This window comes from Pectobacterium artocarpous, from assembly GCF_046159765.1.
In the GTDB taxonomy this organism is placed as follows: Bacteria; Pseudomonadota; Gammaproteobacteria; order Enterobacterales; family Enterobacteriaceae; genus Pectobacterium.
Genome location: NZ_JBJXVK010000017.1, coordinates 67,440 through 92,529, shown reverse-complemented (window position 1 = coordinate 92,529; position 25,090 = coordinate 67,440). Strand labels below are relative to the sequence as shown.

Below are 25,090 nucleotides of genomic sequence, written 5' to 3'. Positions count from 1 at the left end.
CAGCCAGCCCCAACGCCACTCTCTATATTATTTGTGTATTAAGAAAACGTTTATCGTGGAGGAAACCTCAGCACCGCCGCCCTCTTACTGTCAAACTTCCGTCAGGCGTTTACGATCGACCTTACCACTGCCGGTTTTCGGCAGCTTGTCGAGCACAACAATACGCCCCGGCACCATGTACACTGGTAAAAACTGATGCAGCTGTTTACGCAGCGCCAGTTTGGTCATCTCCGAGCCGGGTTTATATTCCACGTAGCCGACCAGCACCGCGTCATCCCCTTCCCCTTGAAGTTTCACAGCCGCATCCTGTACCTGTTCGATCCGCTTCAATTGCGCCTCAATCTCCCCTAACTCGATACGAAATCCCCGTAATTTCACCTGATCGTCGAAGCGACCAAGATACTGATAACGATCGTCCGCCAGCAGCCGGACTTTGTCGCCGGTGCGATACATTCGCTGACCAGACTCCACCTGCTGAATAAAACGATCCAGCGTCAGATCATCACGCTGCCAGTACCCGCTGCTCAACGCCTCGCCGAGAATGCACAGTTCGCCGACCATCCCTTCCGTCAGCGGATGGCGATCGTCATCGATCACCAGATGCTGATAGCCAGCCAGCGTGTTACCCAACGCAACCGTATGCTGATTCTCTAACGCTGTACCATCGATCTGCGCCATCTGCGACCAGATCGTCGCTTCGGTTGGCCCATAGCAATTCCATAGCGTCCTGCAACGGCTGACCAGACGTTGCGCCAGTCGCAAATCCAACGCCTCACCACCGCACAGCGCCACCAGATCGGGTTTACCCTGCCAACCGGCTTTGAACATCATGCGCCAAAACGCGGGCGTGGCCTGCAAGACATTGATATCCGGCTGAGCCTGCAAATACGCCGCGACTGCCAGCGGATCTTTGTATTCCTCATGCGTGGTCAGGTGCAACACGCCGCCGACCCACAGCGGTGCAAACACTTCCAGCATGGAGATATCGAACGCCAGCGTGGTAATCAGCAGCCAGTTGGCTTGATCCGTTAAAGCCAGCCGCGCTGTGCTGGCATGAATAAAGGTTTGCAGCGCCCGCTGACCAATCACGACGCCTTTTGGTTTCCCCGTCGAACCGGACGTAAACATCATGTAGGCCGCCGTTTCCGTTCCGCACGTCCGTGCCAGCTGTACGCTCGCGGTGGCATCGCTGGCTGCATACGGTAAATCGCCGAGGTTCAGGATCGGGCAGCCAAACGCCAGAGAACCGCCGGTATAGCTGTCCTGCAAGACCGCAGCTAACGCCGCTTCCTGCTGAATCGCCTGTAGACGTTCCCCTGGAAAATCCGGCTCCAGCGGCACAAACGCCACCTGAGAAAACAGGCAGGCCAGCAGCGCCGCCACGGTGTCAGGCTGACGACTCAAGTGCAACCCCACACGCTGACCAGCCGTGATGCCCTGACCAGCCAGAACCTGTTGAATCAGCGCTACGCGTTGCAACAGTTCCCGATAGCTGATTTCACGTTCCTGAAAGCGAATGGCCACGCGATCCTGATGTTCTCCCTGAGCAAGATGCGCCAGCAGTTCGTCGTGCAGGGCAGGCGTCGTCGCCCGATGCGGTAGCGGTGCCACTCGCGGACTGAGGCGAATCTGCGTCAGATGCTCCCAACGCTGTGCCAGCAGCCCATCAAGTAGCTGAGTGAGATGGCGGGCCATGCGCTGTAGCTGCTGATTATCGAACTGTCCATCAGGGGCCGTCAGAATTAATCGATCGTTCTGAACCTGCACGATCAGCGCCACATTTTGCACGGCTTTTTTTAACGAATCAGGGAACGAGGCGATTTCCCCCACGATCAACAGGCTGCTAAACAGCGCATGCAGGGTTTCTGCTCTCTGACGCTCTGGCGCAGACTGCAGCTCGCACGACAATCCCACCTCAGCAATCCACGCGCTGACAAGACGATCGCGCTGGTGAAAGTGCGCGATCAATGGCCTTACGTTGTCAGGAAGCGCGGCGGTGACGAGCGCCGCACACACCTGCTCTTCACCACTGTATTTGTACAGCAGCCAGCTCCACGCCGCGCTCACCAGCGATGTGGGGTACGGCCGGGGCAGCTCGCAGCTGTGGCGCTGTTCACCTTGTGCAGCGCCAACACGCTGCCCGAAGGCCGTGGGCTGCTGAATGTCAGCCAGTGGGCTCTCGACCGCTTCATTGCTCCCTGTCATGACAGCGTTTCCTCATTGGCGATAACCTTCGACTGTGCCAGATACCCATTCAGCGCCTGCGGCGACGGGTAGCGTTGCAAGAGCGCCACGCTCACTGACTGCCCCAGTTCGCGGCTCAATGCCTGTGCCAGCGCCATACGCTGGAGCGAATCGACACCACATTCACACAGCGTCTGCGACCAGAGGCCGGATTCACTGCGTCTCAGCGTTTGCGCCCACACACGCAGCAGCGATTGGGCGCGCGGAGAATCAGGCGAGCGAGCGCGGTTGTCCGATTCAGCTTTCAGCGCCGCTTCCTGCATCACCATCGTGCCTGCGACCTTATCATGTCCGACGATCTCGGCTGGCTGCTGCGGCGCGCTGTTCACCAGCGCCACCACCTCATCATGCCAGCGCATTAGCACCCGCCGCGCCTGCGCGCTGTCCAGCACATCGGCATCAAACTCAAAGCGTAGCATCATGCAGCCCGCCTGCTCACGCACCACCAGATTTAGCGGCATCTCGACTTTTTCATAGGCGGCTGAAAACTCGGGATAGAGCCGATGCGGATCGTCAGCGCGTTCGTCCCGCTCAGCTTTCGCGCCGGGATAGTTTTCATAAACGAACAGGCTATTGAACAGACGCGGACGTCCGGCTGTCAGGGCAATCAGCGACTGCGTGGCATGCTGATTCATCGCCATCAGCTCATTCTGCAACTGCACCAAATGCTGTTGCAGCGACATCGGCTGCTGCCAGCTCAGCGCCAGCGGCAGGCTGTTGATATACAGACCCACGCTGCTCGCCACGTCCTCCACCGGACTTTCCCGACCTGACAGCACGTTCCCGACAATACTGACCGCATCGCCGGTCGAGCGCGCCAACAGCCGGTGCCAGGCATATTGCGCGATAATACTGTGCGTAACGCCGACTTCACGGGCAAAGGCGGTTAACATCGCCTGCTCCTGTTCGTTCAGGCTCACACCAGTGACCTGCGGTTCAACCTGCGTCAGATGCTGGCTGAGATCGGCGCGTTTCCCCACCGCCGCAAACAGCATGGCGACATCGTGCGTGTGCGTCAGCAGCGGCTGCCGCTGCTGCCAGAAAGCCTCGACGGCAGGCTGCTGCGCCACGGCGTGCAGGGCATAGTCCACATAGGCACGATCTACCTGAATCGCAGGTGTTTCATCGCGCATCAGCAGCAGATAATCTCGGTGCACCGCACCCAGCAGCTGTGGCCCGCTCCAGCCATCAATCACGCTATGGTGACAGCTCAGGAGCACCCGATAGTCCTGCTCGTCCACACGGAAACAGGCGATGCGCAACAGCGGCGGCTGCGATAAATCAAATCCGGTGCGTAAATCCTGCTGGCGATAGCGCTCGATGACCGCGTGCGGATCGGCCTCCTGCGCCACATCCTGATAGTAGAAAGGCAGCTCTGCCTGCTTCACAAGCACCTGTACGCTGGCACATTCACTTTCCAGCGCGGCACGCAGCGCCGGGAACCGCTGAATCTGGCGCTGCCAGGCCTGACAATAACCTTCCACATCCAGCGCCTGCGCATAGCGAATCGGCGTTTGCAGATGATAGGCATCGTCCTGCGGACAGCGCAGACGGTGATACAACATCGACTGTTGGAGCGAGGACAGCGGCAACAGCGTGTCGATATCATAACGCTGTGACAGGCTGTCGAGCTGCGTCTGGCTCAGATTGACCGCCGGGAAATCGCTGGGGGTAAAAACGGTGCCGTGACGTCGCTGTGCCAGACAGGCTGCCGTCATCGCCCGCAGATTCTCCGTCAGTCGCACCATCAGGCGTTCACTGTCACGCTGGTTGAGGCAGCCGACCTGACGCAGCGTTAACTGCCCGCCCGTAATGCCGCCGTGGAGACTAATAATCTCCGCCGGTTTATTCTCCGGCGAGACACAGCAGCCCGGTGCGACGTCTACCGGACGCCACGTGCCAGCAGCCTGAACCGACAGCCCGAGATAGTTGAACACAATCGGCGACAGCGTGAGCGCACTGCCCTGCGGATGAAGGTAGCGCAGCGGGTTAAACCCAACACCTTTATCCGGCACCTGACGCAGCTGTTCCTTGCTGGATTTAATCAGGGAAGCCCAGTCAGGCTTATCTTGCAGGCACACCGGATAGGTGCTGGTAAACCATCCCACCGTACGGCTGACATCCAGCGTCGGATCAATCGCCTCGCGGCCGTGCCCTTCCAGCATGATGCGCGCTTTCTCGCCCCAGCCGAGATCGTTTAAGGTGCGGGTCAGTGCAGCCAGGAGCAAATCGCTCACTTCGGTATTAAAGGCTCGATTGGCCTCACTCACCAGTTGACCCGTGGTTTCCGCATCCAGCGTCAGAATCGCGTCGCTGGCATAGCCTTGCGGATCTTTCGCCGCCAGCAGCGCCGTCTGATCCACGCCGTCTTCCTGCGTCTGCCAGTACGCCAACTGTTCCGCATGCTGTGTGGCGTAGTTATACAGCGCCGTGCCCCACTGGCGGTAGCTCGACGTTTTCGGCGCCAGCGCTTCACCGAGGTACAGCCGTTCCAGATCGTCAACCAGAATGCGCCAGGACACGGCATCAATCACCAAATGGTGGAAAGCGAGGAACACCGCCGTGTCCGCCTGCGGATGATGCCGCACCAGCGCGCAGGCCATCGTTCTTCCCTGCGCGGGATCGAATTCACTCTGCAACGCGGTAAACGCCTGTTGCAGGCCGTCATCACCAAGCTGGCGATAATCCAGCGTCGACACCACAGGGCAAGGCACATCCGTCAGATAGCGTTGCCCATCGGCATCACAGACCAGACGCAGCGCGTCATGCTGCGCCATCAACGCCTGCAACATCGTGGTCAGGCGTTCGGTATCCACGTCAGGCAGGTGGATCATCGCCGCCTGATTCCAGTGCTCTGGGCGTACCAGCGGTTGTTCCATAAACCAGCGCTGAATCGGCAGCAGCGCGAATTCACCTTCCAGCGTACCCTGCTCAGCGACAATGCCGGTGTCACGGTTATTCTGTGCCAGCACGCGACATAAACGCCGCACGCTCTTCGCTTCGAAAACGTCTTTCACCGTGCAGACATAACCCGCGCTGCGCAGGCGGGTAGTCAGCTGAATACTGAGAATGGAATCGCCGCCTAAGCGGAAGAAATCATCTTCAACGCCCAGCGGCGTATTCAGCACGCTGCGCCAAATCGCCAGCACGTCCGCTTCCAGCGGATTATCGGCTTCGCCGTCACCCTCGCTGGCTTCTATCACCGGCGGCAACTGTTTCGCATCGAGCTTACCGTTCGGCGTCAGCGGCATATCTTCCAGCAGAATCAAGCGGAAAGGCACCATGTATTCAGGCAGGTGCTTCGCGACATCAATCAGCACAGCGGCAGGCTCAGGTGTCGTGCAACCTGCTTTCACCGTGCCGTAGGCGACCAGCGCCGGACGATTCCCCACTTGCGCCACGATGACTTTAACCTGTTTCAGGGGCGGACAGACCGCCGCCAACTGTGCCTCGATTTCACCCGGTTCAATGCGATAGCCACGCAGCTTGATCTGCTCATCAATACGGCCACAGTATTCATAGTCACCGTTATTCAGCAGTCTGGCTTTATCACCTGTGCGATAAATGCGCAGCGTCGCCGTGCCGTGTTCGACATTATTCACGTCATTCAGCGTGATGTGCTCGAAGCGGCTGGCGGTCATCTGCGGTTGGTTTAGGTAGCCACGCGCCAGCCCAAGTCCCGCAAGACACAGTTCACCAGGCACGCCCGCTGGACACAGTTGCCCGGCCGCATCCAGAATCAGCGCCTGAATATGAGTAAGCGGTTTACCGATAGTGACAGGCTGGCCTTTGCGCAAACGAGTGCTCAACGCGGTGACGGTACACTCCGTCGGCCCGTACATGTTGTACAGCGCCACCTTATCGGCCCAGTTTTCCACTACGGCATTCGGGCAGGCTTCACCGCCCATGCCAATCGCCTGAATACCATTAACCTGCTGTGGATCGAGAATCGACATCAGCGCCGTCGGCAGGATCAGATGCGTCGCGCCCGCCTGTTCGGCCTGCACAATCGCCCGATCGTTGGGTTCGCCAAACGCCAGCGTGCCACCGCTGCTCAGCGGCAGCAGCGTCGTCATGTTACCGGCGTCAAACGAGAGCGACATGCAGTTGAACATCGTGCTTTGCGGCGTGAACGCGATGCGATCGCGATGATCGTCCAGCAGATTGATCAGCGAACCGTGTTCGATCATGACGCCCTTCGGCACACCAGTCGATCCCGAGGTGTAGATCACCTGTGCCAGTTGCTGTGCATGGCGCGGAATGGCTGGCGCTTCATCACCCGGCAGATCGTGCCACTGCGCGACAACCGTAGGATCGGTCAGATCGATGCGCTGTTCGGCTGACCACTGCGCCAGCTGCTGCCCATCGCCGCCGAGAATGACGGAAAGATTCGCATCGGTAATGATGTGGCGCAGCCGCTCCGGCGGATAGTCAGGATCCAGCGGCACATAGGCCGCCCCCGCTTTCCAGACGGCCAGCAGCGCAACGACAAAATAGCGATCGCGTTTCGCCAGCACGCCAACCAGCGACTGCTCACCCAGCCCCTGACGGTGCAGCCAGTGCGCCAGCTGATTCGCCTGCCTGTTCAGTTCGGCATACGTCAATGTGTCCGTGCGCTGTTCACCATCAAAGGCAATTGCCAGTTTTTGGGGATCGCGCAGCGCCATCGCTTCAATCACGTCAGTTACGGTCAGCTGTGGCTGCGGATAGCTACGCGGCAGTTGCTGACTTTCCGCCAGCACAGCAGCAAACCGCTCCGCTTCCATCAGCGGCAGGTGCCAGACATCGGTTTCTGGTGCCTCAACCACGGCCTCAATCAGCCGGATAAAGCGGTCGGCGTAATACTGGATCGTCTGGCGCTCAAACAGCGCGGTAGCAAACAGCCAGTCCAGCCGCACCTCGCCCATCAGCTCCGTCACCTTGACCGAAATATCGGTCTTGGCAGGCAGCACGGGCGAGGTTTCTTCCGCCGCATCACAACCGGGGATCAGATCGTTGAAATCTACCTTGGCCTGATACACCAGCATCACCTGGAAGATCGGGTTGATCGCGGTGGTGCGATCGGAGCCGATCGCCTCGCTCAACGCTTCAAAACGATAGAGCTGATGATCGAAAGCTGACAGATCCTGTTCACGACAATATTGCAGGTAATCCACGAAGCTCTGGCTGTCCTGCAACTGGGTGCGCAACACGATGGTATTAACGAAAAATCCAATAACATCTTCGATATCCGGCCGCTCGCGATAAGCCAGCGGCGAGCCAATCACGATATCTTTCTCGCCGCTGATACGCGCCAGCATCAGGGAGAATACCGCATGCAGGCCAATGAAATTAGACGTGTTATAGCGCTGGCACAGGCGTTTGAATTTATCCCACAGATCGTTGTTGATCGCGGAGAAGATCACCTCACCACCGCTGTTCTGATGCGCCGGACGCGGTTTATCCAGCGGCAGACTGTGCACTTCGGGGATCCCCGTCAGCCGCTCAACCCAGAACGGTTTGAATTCGTTGTGGTAATCCAGAAACGAGGCGGAATTAAACCAGTGGGCGTAATCGATATAGTTAAGCTGGGTCGGCTCGACGGGATAAGGTTGGCGATTTTGGCAAGCCAGAAAAGCCGGTTTGAAGTCCGCGAACATATTCTTCACCGACCAGCCGTCGGAAATAATATGGTGCTGGGTGATCATCAGAACGTGCACCCGTTCACTCATCTTCACCAGCCGCACGCGGGTGAGATCGCCCGCCGTGAGATCGAACGGACGGCTGATTTCTGCTTTCACCTGCTGCTGTAAGCGCCCTTCCCGCTCGGCTTCCGGCAACGGTGAGAAGTCATCATGCTGTATCACAAATGGCTGATACGCATCGATACGCTGTTCACCCTTGCCTTGTTCATTGACCACAAAACGGGTGCGCAGGCTGGCATGGCGCTGCGCCAGCGCGTCGAAGGCAAATTCCAGCGCGGCCACATCCAACGGGCCGGTCAGGCGAAAATAGACCGGCATATTATAGAGGTGTGATTGCTCTTCGTACTGCTCGATAAACCATAGTCCGCTTTGCGATGACGACAGCGGACCAGACGTGGCATTCTGCGGCGTGATGGGATGCTCAAACGCCTGCTGCGCCGTCAGGCAGCGCACGATGGCGTCTTTGTTTTCCTTAATCGTGCGTCCAATCTCTGCCGTGATCGCGTCTTTATTGGACTGCGAAATCAGTTGCCCCTGTGCATTCAACGCCAGACGAACACCCTGCCGTTCCAACTGCTTTAACAGCGTTACGATATCTTTCATGACTTGTCACTCTCTCAGCAAATCAGGCCGTCAGCGTTGCCCCGCCATCCACCACCACGTCCTGCATGGTGATGTGGCTGGCCAGATCGGAAGCCAGAAAAACCACGGTATTGGCAATCTCTTCCGGCTGAGCGATCTTGCCCAGCGGAATCCCCAGTTTGTACTGGTCAGGAAAGCCCGCGATAGTGCGCTGCTCGGCACCGGCGCTGTGCCACATGCCGCGCTGCATCGGCGTGTCCGTCGAGCCCGGCGACACCAGATTGCAACGCACGCCGTAAGGTGCCAGCTCCAGACCGGCACAGTGGGACAGGCTGGCGAGCGCCGCTTTCGACGCGCAGTACGCCGCCATTTGCAGGCGGGGCACATGTGCAGCATTGGAGCCGACGCAGACAATCGCGCCACGGCGCTGCTGTTTAAAATGCGGCACCAGCGCGTTCAGCAGATAAAACGCGCCAGAGGCATTGACGTTGATGCACTGGTGCCAGTCGTCCACGCTCAGCGCATCGATGTCACCCAGGCGCAGAATCCCGGCGGCATTGACCAGAACGTCAAGCCCGGTTTCCGCCAACTGCTGGCGACACACCGCCGCCACGCTATCCGGCTCACTGATATCCAGCGTCACGCCGCGGAACGGATAATCGTTATGTCGGAATGCGCGATCAAAGCCGATCACGTTCGCGCCCAGCGCGACAAACTGGCAGGCAATGCTTTCGCCAATACCGCTCGCTGCACCGGTGACCCAGACAGTCTTGCCGCTGAAATCAAACTGAAGAGGTTGTGCCTTGTTCATCATTTTCCCTACCACACCATTTCCACGCTGTTTTCATCCTGTGACAGCCTGTCGTCCAGATAGCGGCAGAAGTCGCTGAGCTGGGGATGATCGAACACATCAGATACTTTGATGCTGACGGAAAATTCTGCGGCCAGGCGATTGACGATCTGGATGGTCTGCAATGACTGCCCGCCCAGTTCGAAGAAATTATCCCGCGATTGGATCCCCGACACGCCGAGGATCTGTTGCCAGATTGCGCTAACCCGGTTCTCGGTTTCGCTGGCTAACGCCTGCGCAGGTGCCTCATCGCGGTATTCCGCCAATAGCCGTTTGCGATCGACTTTGTTAGAACCGGTTTTCGGCAACTGGCGGAAGGCGCGGTAATCGGTCGGGATCATCGCAGGTGGCAGTACGCTACTCAGGCGTTGCTTCAGCGCACGAGCGTCGATCTCGCCCGCTTTTGTGGCGACAAACGCCACCAGACGCCGCACGCCGTTCGGGTAAACAATGCCCTGTACGCAGGCTTCATCAACGTCCGGCTGCGCCAGCAGATGGGCTTCGACTTCCCCCGGCTGGATCCGGTAGCCGCTGATTTTAAATTCGTTATCCATACGGCCAAGGTACAACAGCTGTCCTTTTTCCCGCCGAACTCTGTCACCCGTGCGATAAGCCGGAAGATCTTGATCGCCTACGGCAAGATGAGTAAACGCCGCGTGTTCTGTGCCGATGTAACCTGCCGCCAGCGTTGGCCCCAGTAGCACCAGTTCCCCTTCCGCCGTTGGGCGATCGCCCGCCGCCAAAATCAGCGCGTTGACGCCCGCCAACGGTAGACCGATAGGAAGCTGCGCCACGTCGGCAGACTGCGTTTGCAGATCGCAACTGGTCGCGACTACCGTGGTTTCGGTTGGGCCATAGGTATTGATTAAGCGCAGCGTATCCGGTGCATGACGTTGCCACTGCGCCAGCTGTTCGGGGTACACCGCTTCACCGCCGATGATGATGGCACGCAGTGCGGAAGGCATGGCTAGCGTGCCGGTTTTCAGCCCTACCACCCATTCATTCCAGAATGCAGTGGGCAGATCGAGCAGCGTAATCGCCTGCTCTTCGACCTGTTCGACAAAGGTCGGTATCGATTCCAGCATCTCGTCGGTGCGCAGCACCAGCGTCGCACCGCTGGTCAGCGTGGCAAAGATCTCTTCGATGCTGGCATCAAAGTTAAACGGGGCAAATTGCAGCACGCGATCCGCCGCACGCAGGCCATAGCGCTGACGTGCCGCCGCCGTGAAGTGATCCAGCGCACTGGCACCGATCTCCACACCTTTCGGCAACCCGGTCGATCCCGATGTGAACATGACATAGGCAATCTGTCCGTCTCTCGCTTCCACAGGCGGCAGCAAGGCAGCCTGTGCGTTGGATGACAGAAGATGCCCCGCCAGCACGATCTCGCCGGAAAAGACCGACGCCAGACGATGCTGGTAGTCCGCCTGCGTGACGATCGTATGCAGATCGGCAATCTGGATGATGTGCTGCTGACGTTCACGCGGCTGTTCAGGATCGAGCGGCACATACACCGCACCGCACTGCATCACGGCCAGCAGGCAAATGATGGTTTCAGGGCTACGGTTCAGCATGATGCCGATTCGTTCGCCGGGCTGAATGCCGCGTTCATGCAGCGCCGCGGCAGCCTGGCCGCTCAGATCCAGCAACTGCTGATAGCTGTACTGCCGATCGCGCTGCGTCAGCGCCAGATGATTCGGGTTTTTACGCGCCTGCTTGGCGATCGCCGTCAGAACCGGCTCAACGAACGGTTCAGGCTCGCGGCTGGTAATCAGCGCCAGTTCGCGTTCTTCACGCAGCCAGCGACCCAGCAGCTCGCCGCTAGTCTGCTGCGGCTGTGCTAACCAGCGTTGAAGCAGCGTGAACAGGGTTTCTTGCAGGCTGGCAAGCGCTTCCGCACTGTAACAGGCTGGGTTAGCATCAAAATCTAGCACGGGTGTGCCATCCGGTTTGAAATGAATCTCGATCGTCAGATCTTCTACTGGCCCGGCGCTAAGATTCAGCGTGCTGGACGACAGCGATCCGTAATTGAGCGGATGATCGAACGGCATGATATTGATCAGCGGACCGAAGAGGCGCTGTTCGCCGCCGACGCGATTCAGATCGCGTCGTAAATGCTCATAGCGATAATGCTGATGACGACGCAGCGTACGTTTGGTGCGAGCCACCTGCTGCGCCAGTGTGACAAAGTCAGATTGTTCATCCACCTGAATGCACAGCGGCACGATATTCATCTGCATGCTCGGCACCGTCAGCGAAGCGGAGCCGATACGGTTCATCACCATCATGCCGAACGTCAGCCTGTCGCTGCCGGACACCAGCTTGAGGTGCGTCGCCAGCATCGCCAGAAACAGATCCGGCCAGCTGATTTTATTGCCTTCACACAGCGCCGTCAGCGGCTGCCAGATATCTGCTGGCAACACGCTGCTCTGGCGCAAAAAACGTGCCGCGATCGGGGCTTTTTTCTCGCTGAAACTGGCCGGCTCCGGCATTGTGTTCAGCGTTTCCAGCCAGAAATCACGCGCCTGCGCCGTCTGCCCGCTGGCATCACGCTGCTGTTCTTCTTCCAGCACCGCGCTAAACGGGCCGAACTCCGCCACCGCCACGGGTTGCCCCGCCGTCAGTGCGGTATAAATCTGGGCGATTCGCTGAAACAGCATGGTGGTGCCAAAACCATCCAGCGCAATGTGGTGAACGCAGCTGTAGAGAAAATCACGTTTTTCACCGCACAGCAGCGCAAAGCGACAGGGTAGTCCGTTCAGCAAATCCAACGGCTGGGCGATTTCCTCGCGCGCCCACTGGCGTATGGTTTGCTCTTCATCCGTCATCGGCGCGGGTAGCAGTTCTGTAATCGACAGCACGCCGACCGGCACCGGTAACGCTGAAGCCACAAAGCCGATCTCCGGCTGGTCGGCCTCTTTCCCCTCGACTTCGACAAACTGGCAGTACAGGCACTCGCACTCCATGACTGCCTGACGGATCGCGCTTAGCATGGCTTCAATATCAACCTTGCCATCGAACGCGATGCACTCCGCCGTGTTGAACGTCGCCTTATCATCGTTCAGGGCGTGGCCTAACCATAACCCACGCTGCGCAACGCTCAACGGCTTCATAATGCGGCTCCCTGCTGCTTTTCGATCAACGCCCACCAGGCATTCAGACTGGGGTTACGTGCCAGATCGACAAAGCTCAGCGTGACGCCCTGATTGCGCCATTCGGTCAGCAGCGCCATCATGCGCACCGAATCCAAACCATAGTCGATCAGGTTTTCATCTTCATCGAACTGATCTTCGTCTTCATCGATCAAGGTCAGCAGGTGCGCTCTCAATCCTTGTTTCGTCAGTGCCTGTGCCATTTTTGCTCCTGTGAGTTCTGCCGTGCTAACCACCCGTCCGGCGCGCGTCGCCACATATTTCAGCGCCATCTGGTGTTCCTGAAGTGAGAAATCCGCTACCGCATCCCCGACCATAAATGGCTTGATGTCGCGCATGAAGGCATCCGTCGCGGTAATCATGCAGCCGATATGTCCGTAAACGCCGCAGATAATCAGTTGATCTTTACCCATCTCCTTCATCATCGGCTCCAGCGGCGAACGGTGAAAGGCGCTGTAGCGCCACTTCACCAGCACCGTGTCGTGCTCATCCGGAGCCAGCGCACTCACGACACGCTGCTTTTCAGGGTGATTATTCAGCCCTGCGCCCCACATGTCGTTCAGCAGCGCCCGGTCGGCCGAGCTTTGTGCGTTCGGTTGCGCGGTATACACCACCGGAATCCCTTGCGCTTTACAGTAGGTTCGTAACGCCGCAATGTTCTCAATCAGTTGCTGCACCAGCGGGCTGTCCGCACCATAAAAATTCACGAAGTAGTCCTGCATGTCGTGAATCAGCAGCACCGCACGTTCAGGCTCAAACGCCCAGGAAACGTTGTTGTCCGGGAAATCCTGCGCACATGGCAGGGGATAAGACGCAATAGAAGGGATTGCCATCACAAAATCCTTATTTGTTTCGAGTGCTAAGTTGGGTCTGGATGCGCTGACGGAGTGATTGCTTATCAATCTTGCCGACCGGTGTGACGGGCAAGGTGTCGATCATTTCGAAACGGTCCGGCAGTTTGAATTCAGCAATACCCTGATTACGGAGATATTTTCTTAACGTAATGGCTTTCAGCGAGGGATCGCTGACCACCAGAAAAGCACAGCTCTTTTCGCCCATAATGGGATCGGGCATGGACACCAGCGCGGCATGGAGAATGCCGTCATGCTTGAGCAGCAGGTTTTCGATCTCCTCGGCGGCAATCTTTTCACCGCCGCGGTTAATCTGATCTTTTTCCCGCCCGACTACGCGTAAATAGCCGTCCTCGGTCATCTGCACCACATCGCCAGAATGGTAAAAACCTTCGCTATCGAAAGCGCGCGCGTTGTGCTCCGGGCTGCGGTAATAGCCACGGAAGGTATACGGGCCGCGTGTCGCCAACAGACCCGCTTCGCCTCTCGGCACCGGATTGCCGTCGATGTCCAACACCTTCACTTCATCGTCCGGGCTCATCGGATAGCCCTGCGTGGTGAAAGTGTGCTCATCGCTGTCGTCCAGTCGGGTGTAGTTCACCAACCCTTCCGCCATCCCAAGCACCTGCTGTAGCTGACAGCCCAGCACCGCCGGAATACGACGAGCAACCGTTTCACTCAGCTTCGCGCCGCCCACCTGCAAGATCTTCAGGCTACGCAGCGCGCCACCAAACTGTTCGGCGGCCTGAATCCACAGCGCGGCAGCGGGCGGCACCAGCGAGGTAATATCGATCTGATGGCGTTCGATCAGCGGGAAACAGGTCATCGCCCCCGGATCCGGTGCCAGCACAACACGTCCGCCGGCGTAGAACACGCCAAGCGAACCAGGCGAGCTTAACGGGAAGTTATGTGGAGCAGGCAACGCGCATAGATAGCGGGTGTGTGGCGTCAGCTCACAAATTTCCACGCTGCGGCGTACGCTGTAGTAATAATCATCATGAGTGCGGGGAATCAGCTTCGGCGTACCGGTACTGCCGCCAGAAAGCTGGAAGAAGGCAACCTGCCCTGACGCGGAAGGCTGATACTGGCGGATTGACGTGTGCGGTTGTAGCCAGTCTGTCAGACTGTGCCCCAGCGAACTGTCGCCGAGCATCACCACCGTTTGCAGACGAGGAACCTGCGTTTGTAGCCGATCCAGAAACTCACCGTTGCCAAACAGCGGGTGTTCAGCCGAGGCGATCAGCAAACGTGGTTCGATCTGCGTAGCATACGACAGCAGCTCCAGCTTGTTATGGCTGAACAAGGCGTTAACCGGCGCGACGCCTATTTTTAGCAAGGCAAAAAAGGTCAGATAGAACTCTGCCACGTTCGGTAACTGCACTAGCGCCGTGTCGCCGCAGCGTAGGCCGCTTTCCGTCAGGCGCGATGCCAGCGCGGAAGACTGTCGATCCAGCTCCCGATAGCTCCACTGACGCTCGCCACACACGACCGCAACGGCGTCAGGTTGCGTCGACAGGTGACGTTCCCAGGCATCCGTGAGCGGCAGGCCAACCCAGTACCCCTTGTCGCGATAACGCTGTGCCAGTTCCTCCGGCCAGGGCGTAAATTCAATGCTCATAGTCCATCCACACCTGAGTTAAGCCCAAACGCATTCAACATCGTGTTTAATTTGGCGGCGGTTTCAGCCCATTCATCCTCGGGGACTGACGCCTCAACAATGCCCGCCCCGGCAAACAGGCGGACTTTATTGTTTTTGATGGTGCCACAGCGAATCGCTATCGCCCATTCGCCATCGCCGTTGGCATCACACCAGCCGACAATGCCGCTGAATACGCCGCGATCGTGCGGTTCCAGTTCAGCGATCAGTTGGCGGGCTTCCTGCGTGGGGAAGCCGCACAACGCGGGGGTGGGATGCAGTTGGCAGGCGATCTGAAGCGCCGTCATCTCTGGATTCACCAGTTCGCCACTAATGGCGGTAGACAAGTGCCACATGGAGGCGGTATGCATCAGCGTAGGTGCCGATGGAACCGCTAATGACGAGCACAGCGGCATCAGGCGTTGACGAATGTCGTCCACCACCAGCTTATGCTCGTGCTTATCTTTGCTGGAATTCAGCAAGCGCTGGCTATTCAGGTAATCCAGATGTTCATCGTTCATCCGTCGTGCCGAGCCTGCCAGTGGGTTGGAGACAATGACGTTTCCCTGCTTACGCAGCAGCAGTTCCGGGCTGGCACCCAGCAATATGGAACCATCCGGCAGCGGCAGCGAGAAGTGATAGCCGCCCGCGTTCTGCACCATCAGGTTGTTAAGGATCGTTTGCGCCTTAACAGGGCCCGCCAGCTCAATGTCCAAAATGCGTGACAGGACCGCTTTGCTCAGATCACCGCGACGGAAACGCTCAACGGCCTCCGCCACGATGGACTTGAACTGACGTTCGTCCGGGACACTGTTCAGTGTTAACGCGCTGGGTGCTGCTGCCGTCTGCTGACAGACACGGCTGACGAGTTCAGATTTCGTCGTAACGGTATAACTATCAGGGATATAGAGACTAGAGGGTTGCGTGGTATCAAAAGGGATCGCTCCCACCACAATAGGCAGCGACTGCCCTGCCTGACACGCCCGCTGGAACGCCTGCGCGATTGCAGCGCTCAGTCTGTCATCGTGCGAATCTGGAGCACAAACAGGGGACGAAATACGTTCAAATAAGCCGGAAGTAGAAAGGCTACGGTGTTCCGATGCATATAAAAAAGCGGTTTGTTCCGAATAACTTACCCCGCTAAATGTTTCAGCTTCTGTAATCAGTGTATCCACAAGGCAGCTCCTGCGCTCGTAAATTAAATATCAATGATTATTAAAATCATTATCATTTATATCAAGCGCAGTTAAATTACACTGAAGTAATGTGTTCGGTCAATCTTTCCACAGAAGTGGTTATTCACACCAATTTATTAGGGTTATATTGATATTAATCAATTTTTTTGATCATCATTCATAACAGTTAATGATTAGCAATAGGAATGTGTTGATTATAAAACGCACATCACAAATGATAATGAAAATACTTATCATTTATTGTCATGGCAATTAAGCTGCGCTAGACTGCGCGAATATTTTACTAACTGTGTCTAAATGTGAGCCCATCATGGATGAAAGCATGTACCGCCAGCACACCCGATCCGTTGTGCATCTGGCGTTGCTCATCAACATGCTTTCCCTCGGTAGCCTGATGATGGTGATGCCGTTAGGCCCCGATTTTATCAGCGCGCTATCGATGGATGCCAAGAACATCGGCTACATTAGCGGCGGCGCAACGTTTGCCTCTGCCATCGTCGGCTTCCTCGCGGCCCCTTATCTGGACAGATTTAACCGTAAACATGCCCTGATCGTTCTGCTGACGCTGCGCTTTGGCCTGACAGCAGCCTGCATGTTTGCCTCCAGCCAAGCCCATCTTTTAGTGCTGTTTATTCTGGCGGGCTGCGTGGCCGGGCCAGCCTCTGGCGTGTTGATGGCGGCGGTAGTCGATATCGTGCCAGCCAATGAGCGCGGGAAGCAGTTGGCTTATGTCGGTATGAGTTTTTCACTCGCGGCCATCATCATCATGCCGCTGTCGCTGGAGCTGGCTCACCGTATTAACTGGCAAGCACCGTTTTATATTTTCGGCCTCGGCGGCCTGTTGCTGGCGCTGTTAGTGCTGTGGCTCTTTCCTTCCATGCCGCCGACGCACCGGTATCAACAAAACGCTTCTCCCAGTAAAAGGCCCACTTCCGTATTACACGATCTGCTGGCATCCCCGCTTTTCCTGTTGGGACTAACGGTGGTTTCGCTACAAATGTTCGGTCATTTCCTGTTGATTCCCCATTTTTCCAACTACTTTCAGTTCAATTTAGCGTTCCCACGGGACGATATTTCCCTGCTTTATCTCTGCGGTGGGCTGGCCAGCATGGTGACCATGCAACTGTGCGGCAATCTGCTGGATCGAGGATATGCCAGCCGGACAATCGTGATAACGACGCTGCTACTGGCCATTGTGATCCTCTTTGGTTTCGTTTTGTCTTTTTCGCTTTCCCTGTATCTGGTGTTCACTCTGTTCATGGCGCTCAGCGCAGCTCGTTCCAGCAGCACGCTGGCGATTACCGCAGGCATTCCGTTACCGCATCAGCGCGCCGCGTTTATGTCCTATCAGGGCACCGCAGCCAACGTAGCGTCAGGGCTTGCCAGCGTCGCTTCTGCGGCTTATCTGAGTACCTCCGCAGAGGGGAAAATTGACGGATTCTCGCAGCTCGCCGTCGCCAGCACCGTATTTGCGCTGGCCGCCATGCTGCTGACCATGCGCCTGATTCCGCAGTTGGCTGCACGCCAACCGGCACAGGCTATACGGCAATAAGCCGATCGATTCACGAATGAGTGGACCGGCAATACACGCAACACAGCACGCAATTTATTTATGGGGATGTTTTTCCACTCTTTGATGGGGTCTTTGACATGCAGCTAAAATCGGAAAACCGTTTTTCACATCATCATTTCCCACACAGCAAGGTGTATCGCGCCCTGTTGGTGACCGGGTTACTGGCACAGCCTGCGTTCGCACAGGCAGAAAACGCGACAGATGAAAAAATCGTCGTGACGGCAACACAGACAAAACACACGACGCTGAGCGCCCCCGCGAGTGTCTCTGTCATCACTCGCGGCGAGCTGGAAAAAATGTCGGTGAATAACGTGTCAGATGCGGTGAAAAAGCTGCCGGGAATTAACATCAACCCATCGACCAGCTATGGCCGCAACGAAATCAAGATCCGTGGGATGAAAGCGGACTACACCTTGCTGCTGATCAATGGACGTCGGGTCAATTCCCGCGATGCGCTTGCTGGTAACATGGGAAATGATTTCGATCTGAGTGCGATTCCCATCTCAGCTATCGATCGTGTCGAAGTGATCCGTGGGCCCATGTCCTCCTTGTACGGTGCCGATGCACTAGGCGGCGTCATTAATGTCATCCTGAACCAACCGACTAACGATCTTAAAGGCGAAATTGGCTATAACTTTGAAGCACCAACAGAAGGATCGGGCGGCGACCACAACCGTCTGAACGGTTATATCAGTGGACCACTCATAGAAAACACACTTCTGGGGAGCCTGTTAGTCGATGGTGGAAAACGTGACGCATGGAAAACGGAACAGTCGGTGAATCAGAATACTGATGCACTAGAAAAACGTGATAATTACAGCGTGATAGGAAATTTAACGTGGTTGATTGATGACAAGCAGAGTCTGGATTTTGATGCCACCTACACCAAAGATGACCGTGACGTACATTGGAATAACTACGGTACAGCAGTGCGTAACATTCAAAAAATGGATCGATTGGGGCTGGGGTTAACGCACAACGGCAGTTGGGATAACGTCGATACGCGTCTGCGCTACTACTACGAAAATGTAGAATTGATGGATAATTCTCAACTTAATAATGGCAAAGCAGACATTACTCAGGATAACCATACCGTTGACGGCCAGGTTTCTGGCTATGTGGGCGATCATCTTCTGACCGGTGGCGGAGAATACCGCTTAACCTCACTTAAACACAGCATGAATCTGCCCAACGGCACCATTGACGTGAGCCAAGGCGCGCTCTTCCTGCAAGACGAATTCAAACTGGCCGATGTGTCATTAACCTTTGGCGGACGTGTCGATAAGCATGAGACATACGGTACAGAATTCAGCCCGCGCGCTTATGCCACCTATAACCTCACTGATAACTGGGTGGTAAAAGGCGGCGTCAGCAAAGCGTTTAAAGCCCCTTCCATTGCGCAATCATCTGAATCGTATGCCATCGCCGCCTGCCGTGGCCGTTGCCAGACGGTCGGTAACCCAGACTTGAAACCAGAAACATCAATCAGCTATGAGCTCGGCACCGCCTATGAAGCTGAACGATTTGGCGCAGGCGTTACGCTATTTAATAACGATATTAAAGACATGATTCAGGTCCAAACCTGGGACAGAGTCGCGACGCGCCTCACCTATGAAAACGTGGATAAAGCGCGCATTCAGGGAATTGAAACCTCATTCTGGGTCGATGTGACAGATTCCCTGAACTGGACCACCAACTGGACCGTGGTTGATGCCGAAGACCGCACCACCAGAAAACGCCTGAAGCAAACACCGAAAAATACGGTTAACACGCAGTTGAACTGGCAGACGCTTGATAACCTATCGACTTATATTGCTTACCAATACACAGGTAATCAGTATCTGTTTGATAACGAAGTCAGCAAAACTCGTGGCTTCAATACCGTGGATATCGGTGCCACCTATACGCCGGTTAAAAACGTGGATCTGAAACTGGGCGTCACGAACCTAACCAACGAAAAACGGGACTACGTTGCCACCAACAACGACTATTTCCTGTCTGGACGCACAGTGTACGGCGGCGTGAGCTATAAATTCTGATGCCAATTAAGCCCTAATGAATGACTCTGAGCCCGCGAATTCGCGGGCTTTTTTAGCAACAGATAAAGGTGGTGACGTCGTACTCCCTCAGCAGATACGCCCCTTTAAAACGGCGCCCGGCATAAAACGTCGGCGTCAGATCGGTTAACAATTCCAGCTCAAACTCACGTTTGGTGATATCCAGCGCCACCAGTCTGGCATCAAGAAAGTCAAAGTAGTGCCGCACCTGCGGGTAAAGTGCCTTGAACAGACTTTCTTTCGCCGAGAAGCTTACCGTCAGCAAGCAGCAGAACGATTCATCACGTTCCTGAAACCACTGGTATTCCTCATCACCGATGATACCAGGCCACAACGACTGCGCGCGCTCGTCGGAGATAAATCCTTCGATATCAACGCCCACACACGATGCTTCATCACTGCGCACATGCGCAGCACAGAGTACACTGTCTTTGTTATGGCTCAGCGAACCGGCAATATTTTCAGGCCACTGCGGTGAACGATCTTCCCCACTGCATAGCACAAACTCGGGGTGACCCAGTTTATTCAATACGTGTCTGGCAAGATAGCGCCCAGCCAGAAACTCGGCGCGCCGTTTCGGCACGGCGCGCGCTAGCGCATCAGGAAAAGGGATATTCGCCGCGGCAAACAGCGCGTCGCCATAGGCAGACAAATGGAAATGGCAGCGAGCAGTCATACCTGGGTAGGTGGCACCATCCGTTGCCCGTGGAAAAGTAATCCATTCAACATCGTCAATAAAAGCAGAAAGCATGTCACTCCACTCAGGCAAGCATATCGCACCCGCATTCAGTAAACGCGGCGTAGACCACGCTTGATCCCTGATTAATGTAGGGATATAAACGAACAATGGGCGACTTTCGCCGCCCATTATCTCGCTACTGCAAGAATACCTGGTTACATTACAGGGCCCGCAAACGACGTAGTCAGCAAGGACTACAGAGCCAAAAAGAACCCTGCGATGCAGGCGCTCATCAGGTTAGAAAGCGTACCTGCCGTGACCGCTTTCAAACCAAAGCGGGCAATATCCTGACGCCGAGTCGGTGCCATACTGCCCAAACCTCCGATAAGGATAGCAATAGACGAAAGGTTAGCAAAGCCGCACAACGCGAACGAAATCACAGCTTTGGTATGATCTGACAGAACCTGCAAACCGGCAGTAGCAACCACGTCATCCGCTTTCAGATACTGACTGAAATTCAGGTAAGCCACGAATTCGTTAACAATCAGCTTTTGCCCAATGAACGAACCCGCAACGGTGGCTTCATTCCACGGAATCCCAATCAGGAACGCAACGGGTGCAAAACACCAGCCGAGAATCAGTTCCAGCGACAGCTGCGGGTAGTCAAACCAGCCGCCGATACCGCCAAGAATACCGTTCAGCACGGCGATCAAGGCGATAAATGCCAGCAACATCGCCCCCACATTCAGCGCCAACTGCATACCAGAAGCCGCACCGCTTGCCGCCGCATCAATAACGTTAGCCGGGCGATCGTCTTCATTAACAAACCCAACCATCTTGTCATGGTCGTGCGTTTTTTCCGTTTCCGGCACCATCAGTTTGGCAAACAGCAACCCGCCAGGCGCAGCCATGAAGGATGCAGCAATCAGGTATTCCAGTGGTACACCCATCTGGGCATAGCCCGCCATCACGGCACCCGCAATCGAGGCCAACCCACCACACATCACGGCAAACAGCTCTGACTGCGTCATGTTGGCGATATAGGGACGCACCACCAGAGGCGCTTCCGTTTGGCCGACAAAGATGTTGGCCGTTGCCGAGAGCGATTCAGTACGGGAGGTTCCTAACAGCTTCTGCAATCCGCCACCGAGTACCTTGATGACCAACTGCATGATGCCCATGTAGTAGAGCACGGCGATAAGGGAAGAGAAAAAGACGATAATCGGCAATACGCGCAGTGCGAAAACAAACCCACCGCCGCCAAATACTTCGAACATTTTGTCGGAGACCAGACCGCCAAACATGAAGGAAACGCCTTGATTTCCGTAGGCGATAACGTTTGCTACACCGCCAGTCATGCCCTCCAGAATCTTGCGTCCTACTGGTACATATAGCACCAGCGCGCCGATACCAACCTGAATAATGAAAGCACCGGCTACGGTGCGCAATCTGATCGCTTTACGGTTAGTGGATAACATAACCGCGAATAACATCAGAACAAGCACGCCGACGAGACTCATAACGAGTTGCATGTGTAGTTCCCTATAACGCGATAACGCGTGAAAAAGTGAGAGCAAAAATAAAAATCAGCCATCAGGGCAAAATAACTATCTGGCGAACTGATTATAAAGACAGGCTCGTGAAGGTCGCTAATTTATGTCACAAATACACACAACATCGAACAGTAGAAAAGACCAAAAGGTGATCTGCATCACAAATTTATGGTTGATATATGAAATAAGAATGACTGTTTTGCCAGTTGTTACACAGAAATAAGAGAAAAGAAGAAGCAAACTGACTTCCACTTAAAGGAATCATCGTTGCGTAACAGCGAGTACCATAACGATAGCCATATTATGCCTGAGTGAGTCGCCCAAACAGCCGATGCGAATTCTGCCAGAGCGCCTCAGCAATCTCCTCAGGCGGTTCCGCGCGTATCTCACACAGCGCGTGAAACGCACACGAAATGCGTTCGGGTCGGTTTGGCTGCCCTTGATAGCCACTCATCGGCATATCGGGTGCATCAGTTTCCAGCAGAAGCCGATTTAACGGCAGTTGTGCAATCGCCTGACGCGTTTTATTCGCTCTGTCATAGGTGATGGTTCCCCCTACGCCAATGTAATAACCCAGCCGGATGAAGGATTGCGCCTGCGCCAGGCTCCCGGCAAACCCGTGAACCACCCCGGTGCGTGGCACGTCAATCCGGCGGAGCAACTGCGCCAGTCTGTCGTGGCTGCGCCGCGAATGCAGGATAGTCGGGAGATCGTATTTTTTCGCCAGACGAAGCTGAGCCTCAAGGAAGGTAAACTGTCGCTCGAACTGCGGGTCCGGCATATAGAGATCCAACCCAATCTCACCCACGGCTACCAATCTAGCAGACTGCTGACGCAGTTGGTCTTCCAGACAAAGCAGGTCGCTCTCCTGATGTTCGGCGATATAAAGCGGATGCAGACCCAGCGCAGTGTAAAGCGGTGAGTAAGTGCGAGCGAGCGTCAACACACGCTCAAAATGCTGAGAAGCCACAGCCGGAATAATGATGCGCTCAACCCCCGCGTCTTGCGCCAGACGTAAGCTTTCCGGTGCGGCATCGTAAAAGAGGGGAAAATCGAAATGGCAATGGGTGTCGATAAAACGGTATCGTTCAGAAGGCACGTCGCTTCTCTCCGTCAAGATGAGGCGACCTAATCTACGGCCAAGTGATATCCTGCCAAAACCTCATGGCAGAATAGAACTTGTCGCTGCGGTAAAGCCTCAGTGTAACGTGGTTTTCCCTGAGGATACCTCTTCGTGCGCTTTTCCGTAACCCTCTTGCACTACGCCGGACAAGTAATCGTTACTCCCTTCCAGCCAGGCGCAATCGCTGTCAAACCAATCGGCCCACAGCGCCAGAAAATTCCCTTTCCACTGTTTCCATTTGCCAACAACGATATCGCTATTCATCATAAACCTCCTGATAAACTGTCGAAATGCAGCAAATACACGGACAGTGTGCCGGTAAAATATGACAGCCGCGTGGCGCGGCTGTGTGCTCTGTATGACATGTCTTTCTATCTATGTTTCTTTCTATCTATCTATAAAGAAAGAACGAAAGAATGTGCTGTGCTACGGCCGTTTTCGACCGGTGAACAAGCTAAGCAGAAACAGAATAATACCGACCACAAAGACAATTTTCGCCGCGCCAGCTGCGGTACCAGCCAGTCCACCGAAACCCAGTGCTGCCGCGATGAGTGCGATCACTAAAAATATAATGCCCCAACGAAACATACGCTCTCCTTACCAGACAAAATGAAAAATAATCATGGTGGTCATCCTGACGCGGTACTGCGTCCTGACTGCGTATCCACAGATGGTGTTTTATTATGCGGATTAGGTAAGGTTATCCGCTATCACGGATAACCTTGTGTGAAATAGCTACTTTTAATAATAGCTATGTTTGAAATAACGATGGTTATTTAAAGGTTAGATCGTTCTTGACGCTTTTCACGCCCTCAACGGCTTTGGCAACGCTTTCTGCACGGTCAGACTGCGCTTTGTTGTCCACTGCACCGCTCAATAGCACAACGCCGTCCTGCGTTTCGACTTTCACTTTACGGGATGGAACGATGTCATCCGCCAGCAATTTGGCCTTAATTGTGCTGGTCACCACAGCATCATCGGCATAAGCGCCAACCGATTGTGATTGATTATCTTTCACCTGCAGTTTGTCGCTGACGGATTGAACGCCCTCAACCTGCGTAGCAATTTCTACCGCTCGGGTGCTGAGCGCCTGACTACCGACAAAGCCGCTCAGTGTGACGACACCTTTGGATGTTTCAACGGAAATGTCGCTGCTGGTAATCGATTTGTCTTCCAGCAACGCACTCTTCACTTTTGCTGTGACAGCGCTGTCGCTCATGTAGTCAGACGCTTTATTAGCGGAGCTATCGATTTTTGCACCAGTTGTATCCGCAATACGATCAACTTTCTGCCCTAACGTTTCTTCAGCCATAGCACCGCCAGCCAGAATAGAACCCAAAGCCACTACGATCAGCGATTGTGCCAATTTGGTCTTTTTCATCGATGTCTTCCTTCTTATGCTTTTCTATAAACCCGAAATAACCTATTTTGGGTCACGTTAACGCCTGCACTACCATCAACAAATCAGGGTGATAATGGCATTCCCAATACTCCGATGATTCCCTCTTCTTGCATAAAAAAATCAGAGTATTGAATTGCAAAGGCGAAACAAATCAAAACAATGAACCAACTTAAATTACGTTAACAGTTGAACAAGCTAAACCAGTTAACACGCTGTTAACTATAGCCCACAGAATGAAAATTCACAGGGGAACAAGGGAATATGCACAGCAATTCAGATTTGTCTGTGGCACCAGAATGAAAAGGTGAAATTTGCAGAAGAAACATGTAATACACTGTTTTTTAATGCATTTAAAAATAAAAAAACCGGCTATTTTGGTTCTGAAACCAAACATAACCGGGTAATGATTATTTTAATAACATGGTCACGATTTAAGCTCGACAACCACGATTATTTTCGTGAAACCGCAGCATATTAATCCATTTCGTTGTGAACCGATGCCATTATA

The 25,090-nt window shown here is 55.1% G+C and carries 15 protein-coding genes; 2 read left to right on the top strand and 13 right to left on the bottom strand.

The genetic code is table 11. From position 1 onward, the window contains the following. Positions 1 to 90 precede the first annotated feature (90 nt). Genes ACKQAD_RS12550 through ACKQAD_RS12520 form a run of 7 tightly spaced genes read right to left on the bottom strand, consistent with a single transcriptional unit; the run spans position 91 to position 16,174 of the window. Positions 91 to 2,205: an amino acid adenylation domain-containing protein gene (locus tag ACKQAD_RS12550; RefSeq protein ID WP_409160458.1), complete on the bottom strand. Its 2,115-nt coding sequence runs from the start codon at positions 2,203 to 2,205 to the stop codon at positions 91 to 93. Beyond that, the gene (locus ACKQAD_RS12545; RefSeq protein WP_409160457.1) at positions 2,202 to 8,531 is read right to left on the bottom strand and encodes a non-ribosomal peptide synthetase; all 6,330 of its coding nucleotides are present in this window, start codon (positions 8,529 to 8,531) and stop codon (positions 2,202 to 2,204) included. Before ACKQAD_RS12545 ends, ACKQAD_RS12550 begins: the two co-directional genes overlap by 4 nt. A 22-nt stretch (positions 8,532 to 8,553) precedes the next feature. Continuing rightward, a complete protein-coding gene (gene dhbA, locus ACKQAD_RS12540; protein ID WP_039355131.1) occupies positions 8,554 to 9,324 on the bottom strand; it encodes a 2,3-dihydro-2,3-dihydroxybenzoate dehydrogenase in 771 nt (256 codons plus the stop codon). 5 nt (positions 9,325 to 9,329) lie between these two features. Beyond that, on the bottom strand, positions 9,330 to 12,473 hold the full coding sequence (locus ACKQAD_RS12535) for a non-ribosomal peptide synthetase (RefSeq protein WP_409160456.1): 3,144 nt from the start codon (positions 12,471 to 12,473) through the stop codon (positions 9,330 to 9,332). Further along, positions 12,470 to 13,345 carry an isochorismatase gene (locus ACKQAD_RS12530; RefSeq protein ID WP_409160455.1) on the bottom strand — a complete coding sequence of 292 codons (876 nt, stop codon included), beginning with the start codon at positions 13,343 to 13,345 and terminating at the stop codon, positions 12,470 to 12,472. The genes ACKQAD_RS12535 and ACKQAD_RS12530 overlap by 4 nt, the downstream gene beginning before the upstream one ends. A gap of 10 nt (positions 13,346 to 13,355) precedes the next feature. Then, entirely contained in the window at positions 13,356 to 14,981 is a 1,626-nt protein-coding gene (locus ACKQAD_RS12525; protein WP_409160454.1) for a (2,3-dihydroxybenzoyl)adenylate synthase, read from the bottom strand. Then, positions 14,978 to 16,174, bottom strand: coding sequence for an isochorismate synthase (locus ACKQAD_RS12520; protein ID WP_409160453.1), 1,197 nt, complete (start codon positions 16,172 to 16,174; stop codon positions 14,978 to 14,980). The genes ACKQAD_RS12525 and ACKQAD_RS12520 overlap by 4 nt, the downstream gene beginning before the upstream one ends. Before the next feature lie 331 nt (positions 16,175 to 16,505). Between ACKQAD_RS12520 and ACKQAD_RS12515 the strand changes: the two genes are divergently transcribed. Together ACKQAD_RS12515 and ACKQAD_RS12510 are read left to right on the top strand one after the other, a co-directional pair. After that, complete coding sequence (locus ACKQAD_RS12515) at positions 16,506 to 17,747, top strand: MFS transporter (RefSeq protein WP_409160452.1); 1,242 nt, start codon at positions 16,506 to 16,508, stop codon at positions 17,745 to 17,747. A gap of 98 nt (positions 17,748 to 17,845) precedes the next feature. Then, complete coding sequence (locus tag ACKQAD_RS12510; protein ID WP_409160451.1) at positions 17,846 to 19,807, top strand: TonB-dependent receptor domain-containing protein; 1,962 nt, start codon at positions 17,846 to 17,848, stop codon at positions 19,805 to 19,807. Between the two features lie 52 nt (positions 19,808 to 19,859). Here ACKQAD_RS12510 and ACKQAD_RS12505 read toward each other — a convergent pair whose 3' ends face one another. The 6 genes from ACKQAD_RS12505 to osmY form a co-directional block, all read right to left on the bottom strand. Further along, on the bottom strand, positions 19,860 to 20,576 hold the full coding sequence (locus tag ACKQAD_RS12505; RefSeq protein ID WP_409160450.1) for a 4'-phosphopantetheinyl transferase family protein: 717 nt from the start codon (positions 20,574 to 20,576) through the stop codon (positions 19,860 to 19,862). Between the two features lie 182 nt (positions 20,577 to 20,758). Next, positions 20,759 to 22,036: a NupC/NupG family nucleoside CNT transporter gene (locus ACKQAD_RS12500; protein WP_409160449.1), complete on the bottom strand. Its 1,278-nt coding sequence runs from the start codon at positions 22,034 to 22,036 to the stop codon at positions 20,759 to 20,761. Between the two features lie 322 nt (positions 22,037 to 22,358). Next, a complete protein-coding gene (locus ACKQAD_RS12495; RefSeq protein WP_409160448.1) occupies positions 22,359 to 23,156 on the bottom strand; it encodes a TatD family hydrolase in 798 nt (265 codons plus the stop codon). A 99-nt stretch (positions 23,157 to 23,255) separates the two neighbouring features. Next, positions 23,256 to 23,444: a CsbD family protein gene (locus ACKQAD_RS12490; RefSeq protein ID WP_409160478.1), complete on the bottom strand. Its 189-nt coding sequence runs from the start codon at positions 23,442 to 23,444 to the stop codon at positions 23,256 to 23,258. Positions 23,445 to 23,606: 162 nt separating this feature from the next. Continuing rightward, positions 23,607 to 23,768 carry a DUF1328 domain-containing protein gene (locus ACKQAD_RS12485; RefSeq protein WP_012773166.1) on the bottom strand — a complete coding sequence of 54 codons (162 nt, stop codon included), beginning with the start codon at positions 23,766 to 23,768 and terminating at the stop codon, positions 23,607 to 23,609. Positions 23,769 to 23,952: 184 nt separating this feature from the next. Further along, on the bottom strand, positions 23,953 to 24,561 hold the full coding sequence (gene osmY / locus ACKQAD_RS12480) for a molecular chaperone OsmY (RefSeq protein WP_409160447.1): 609 nt from the start codon (positions 24,559 to 24,561) through the stop codon (positions 23,953 to 23,955). Between the last annotated feature and the right edge of the window lie 529 nt (positions 24,562 to 25,090).

Excerpts from the sequence above, each read along its gene's own strand:
- ACKQAD_RS12550 (WP_409160458.1), bottom strand. The coding sequence starts at position 2,205 with ATGACAGGGAGCAATGAAGCGGTCGAGAGCCCACTGGCTGACATTCAG.
- ACKQAD_RS12545 (WP_409160457.1), bottom strand. The coding sequence starts at position 8,531 with ATGAAAGATATCGTAACGCTGTTAAAGCAGTTGGAACGGCAGGGTGTT.
- dhbA (WP_039355131.1), bottom strand. The coding sequence starts at position 9,324 with ATGATGAACAAGGCACAACCTCTTCAGTTTGATTTCAGCGGCAAGACT.
- ACKQAD_RS12535 (WP_409160456.1), bottom strand. The coding sequence starts at position 12,473 with ATGAAGCCGTTGAGCGTTGCGCAGCGTGGGTTATGGTTAGGCCACGCC.
- ACKQAD_RS12530 (WP_409160455.1), bottom strand. The coding sequence starts at position 13,345 with ATGGCAATCCCTTCTATTGCGTCTTATCCCCTGCCATGTGCGCAGGAT.
- ACKQAD_RS12525 (WP_409160454.1), bottom strand. The coding sequence starts at position 14,981 with ATGAGCATTGAATTTACGCCCTGGCCGGAGGAACTGGCACAGCGTTAT.
- ACKQAD_RS12515 (WP_409160452.1), top strand. The coding sequence starts at position 16,506 with ATGGATGAAAGCATGTACCGCCAGCACACCCGATCCGTTGTGCATCTG.
- ACKQAD_RS12510 (WP_409160451.1), top strand. The coding sequence starts at position 17,846 with ATGCAGCTAAAATCGGAAAACCGTTTTTCACATCATCATTTCCCACAC.
- ACKQAD_RS12505 (WP_409160450.1), bottom strand. The coding sequence starts at position 20,576 with ATGCTTTCTGCTTTTATTGACGATGTTGAATGGATTACTTTTCCACGG.
- ACKQAD_RS12500 (WP_409160449.1), bottom strand. The coding sequence starts at position 22,036 with ATGCAACTCGTTATGAGTCTCGTCGGCGTGCTTGTTCTGATGTTATTC.
- ACKQAD_RS12490 (WP_409160478.1), bottom strand. The coding sequence starts at position 23,444 with ATGAATAGCGATATCGTTGTTGGCAAATGGAAACAGTGGAAAGGGAAT.
- ACKQAD_RS12485 (WP_012773166.1), bottom strand. The coding sequence starts at position 23,768 with ATGTTTCGTTGGGGCATTATATTTTTAGTGATCGCACTCATCGCGGCA.
- osmY (WP_409160447.1), bottom strand. The coding sequence starts at position 24,561 with ATGAAAAAGACCAAATTGGCACAATCGCTGATCGTAGTGGCTTTGGGT.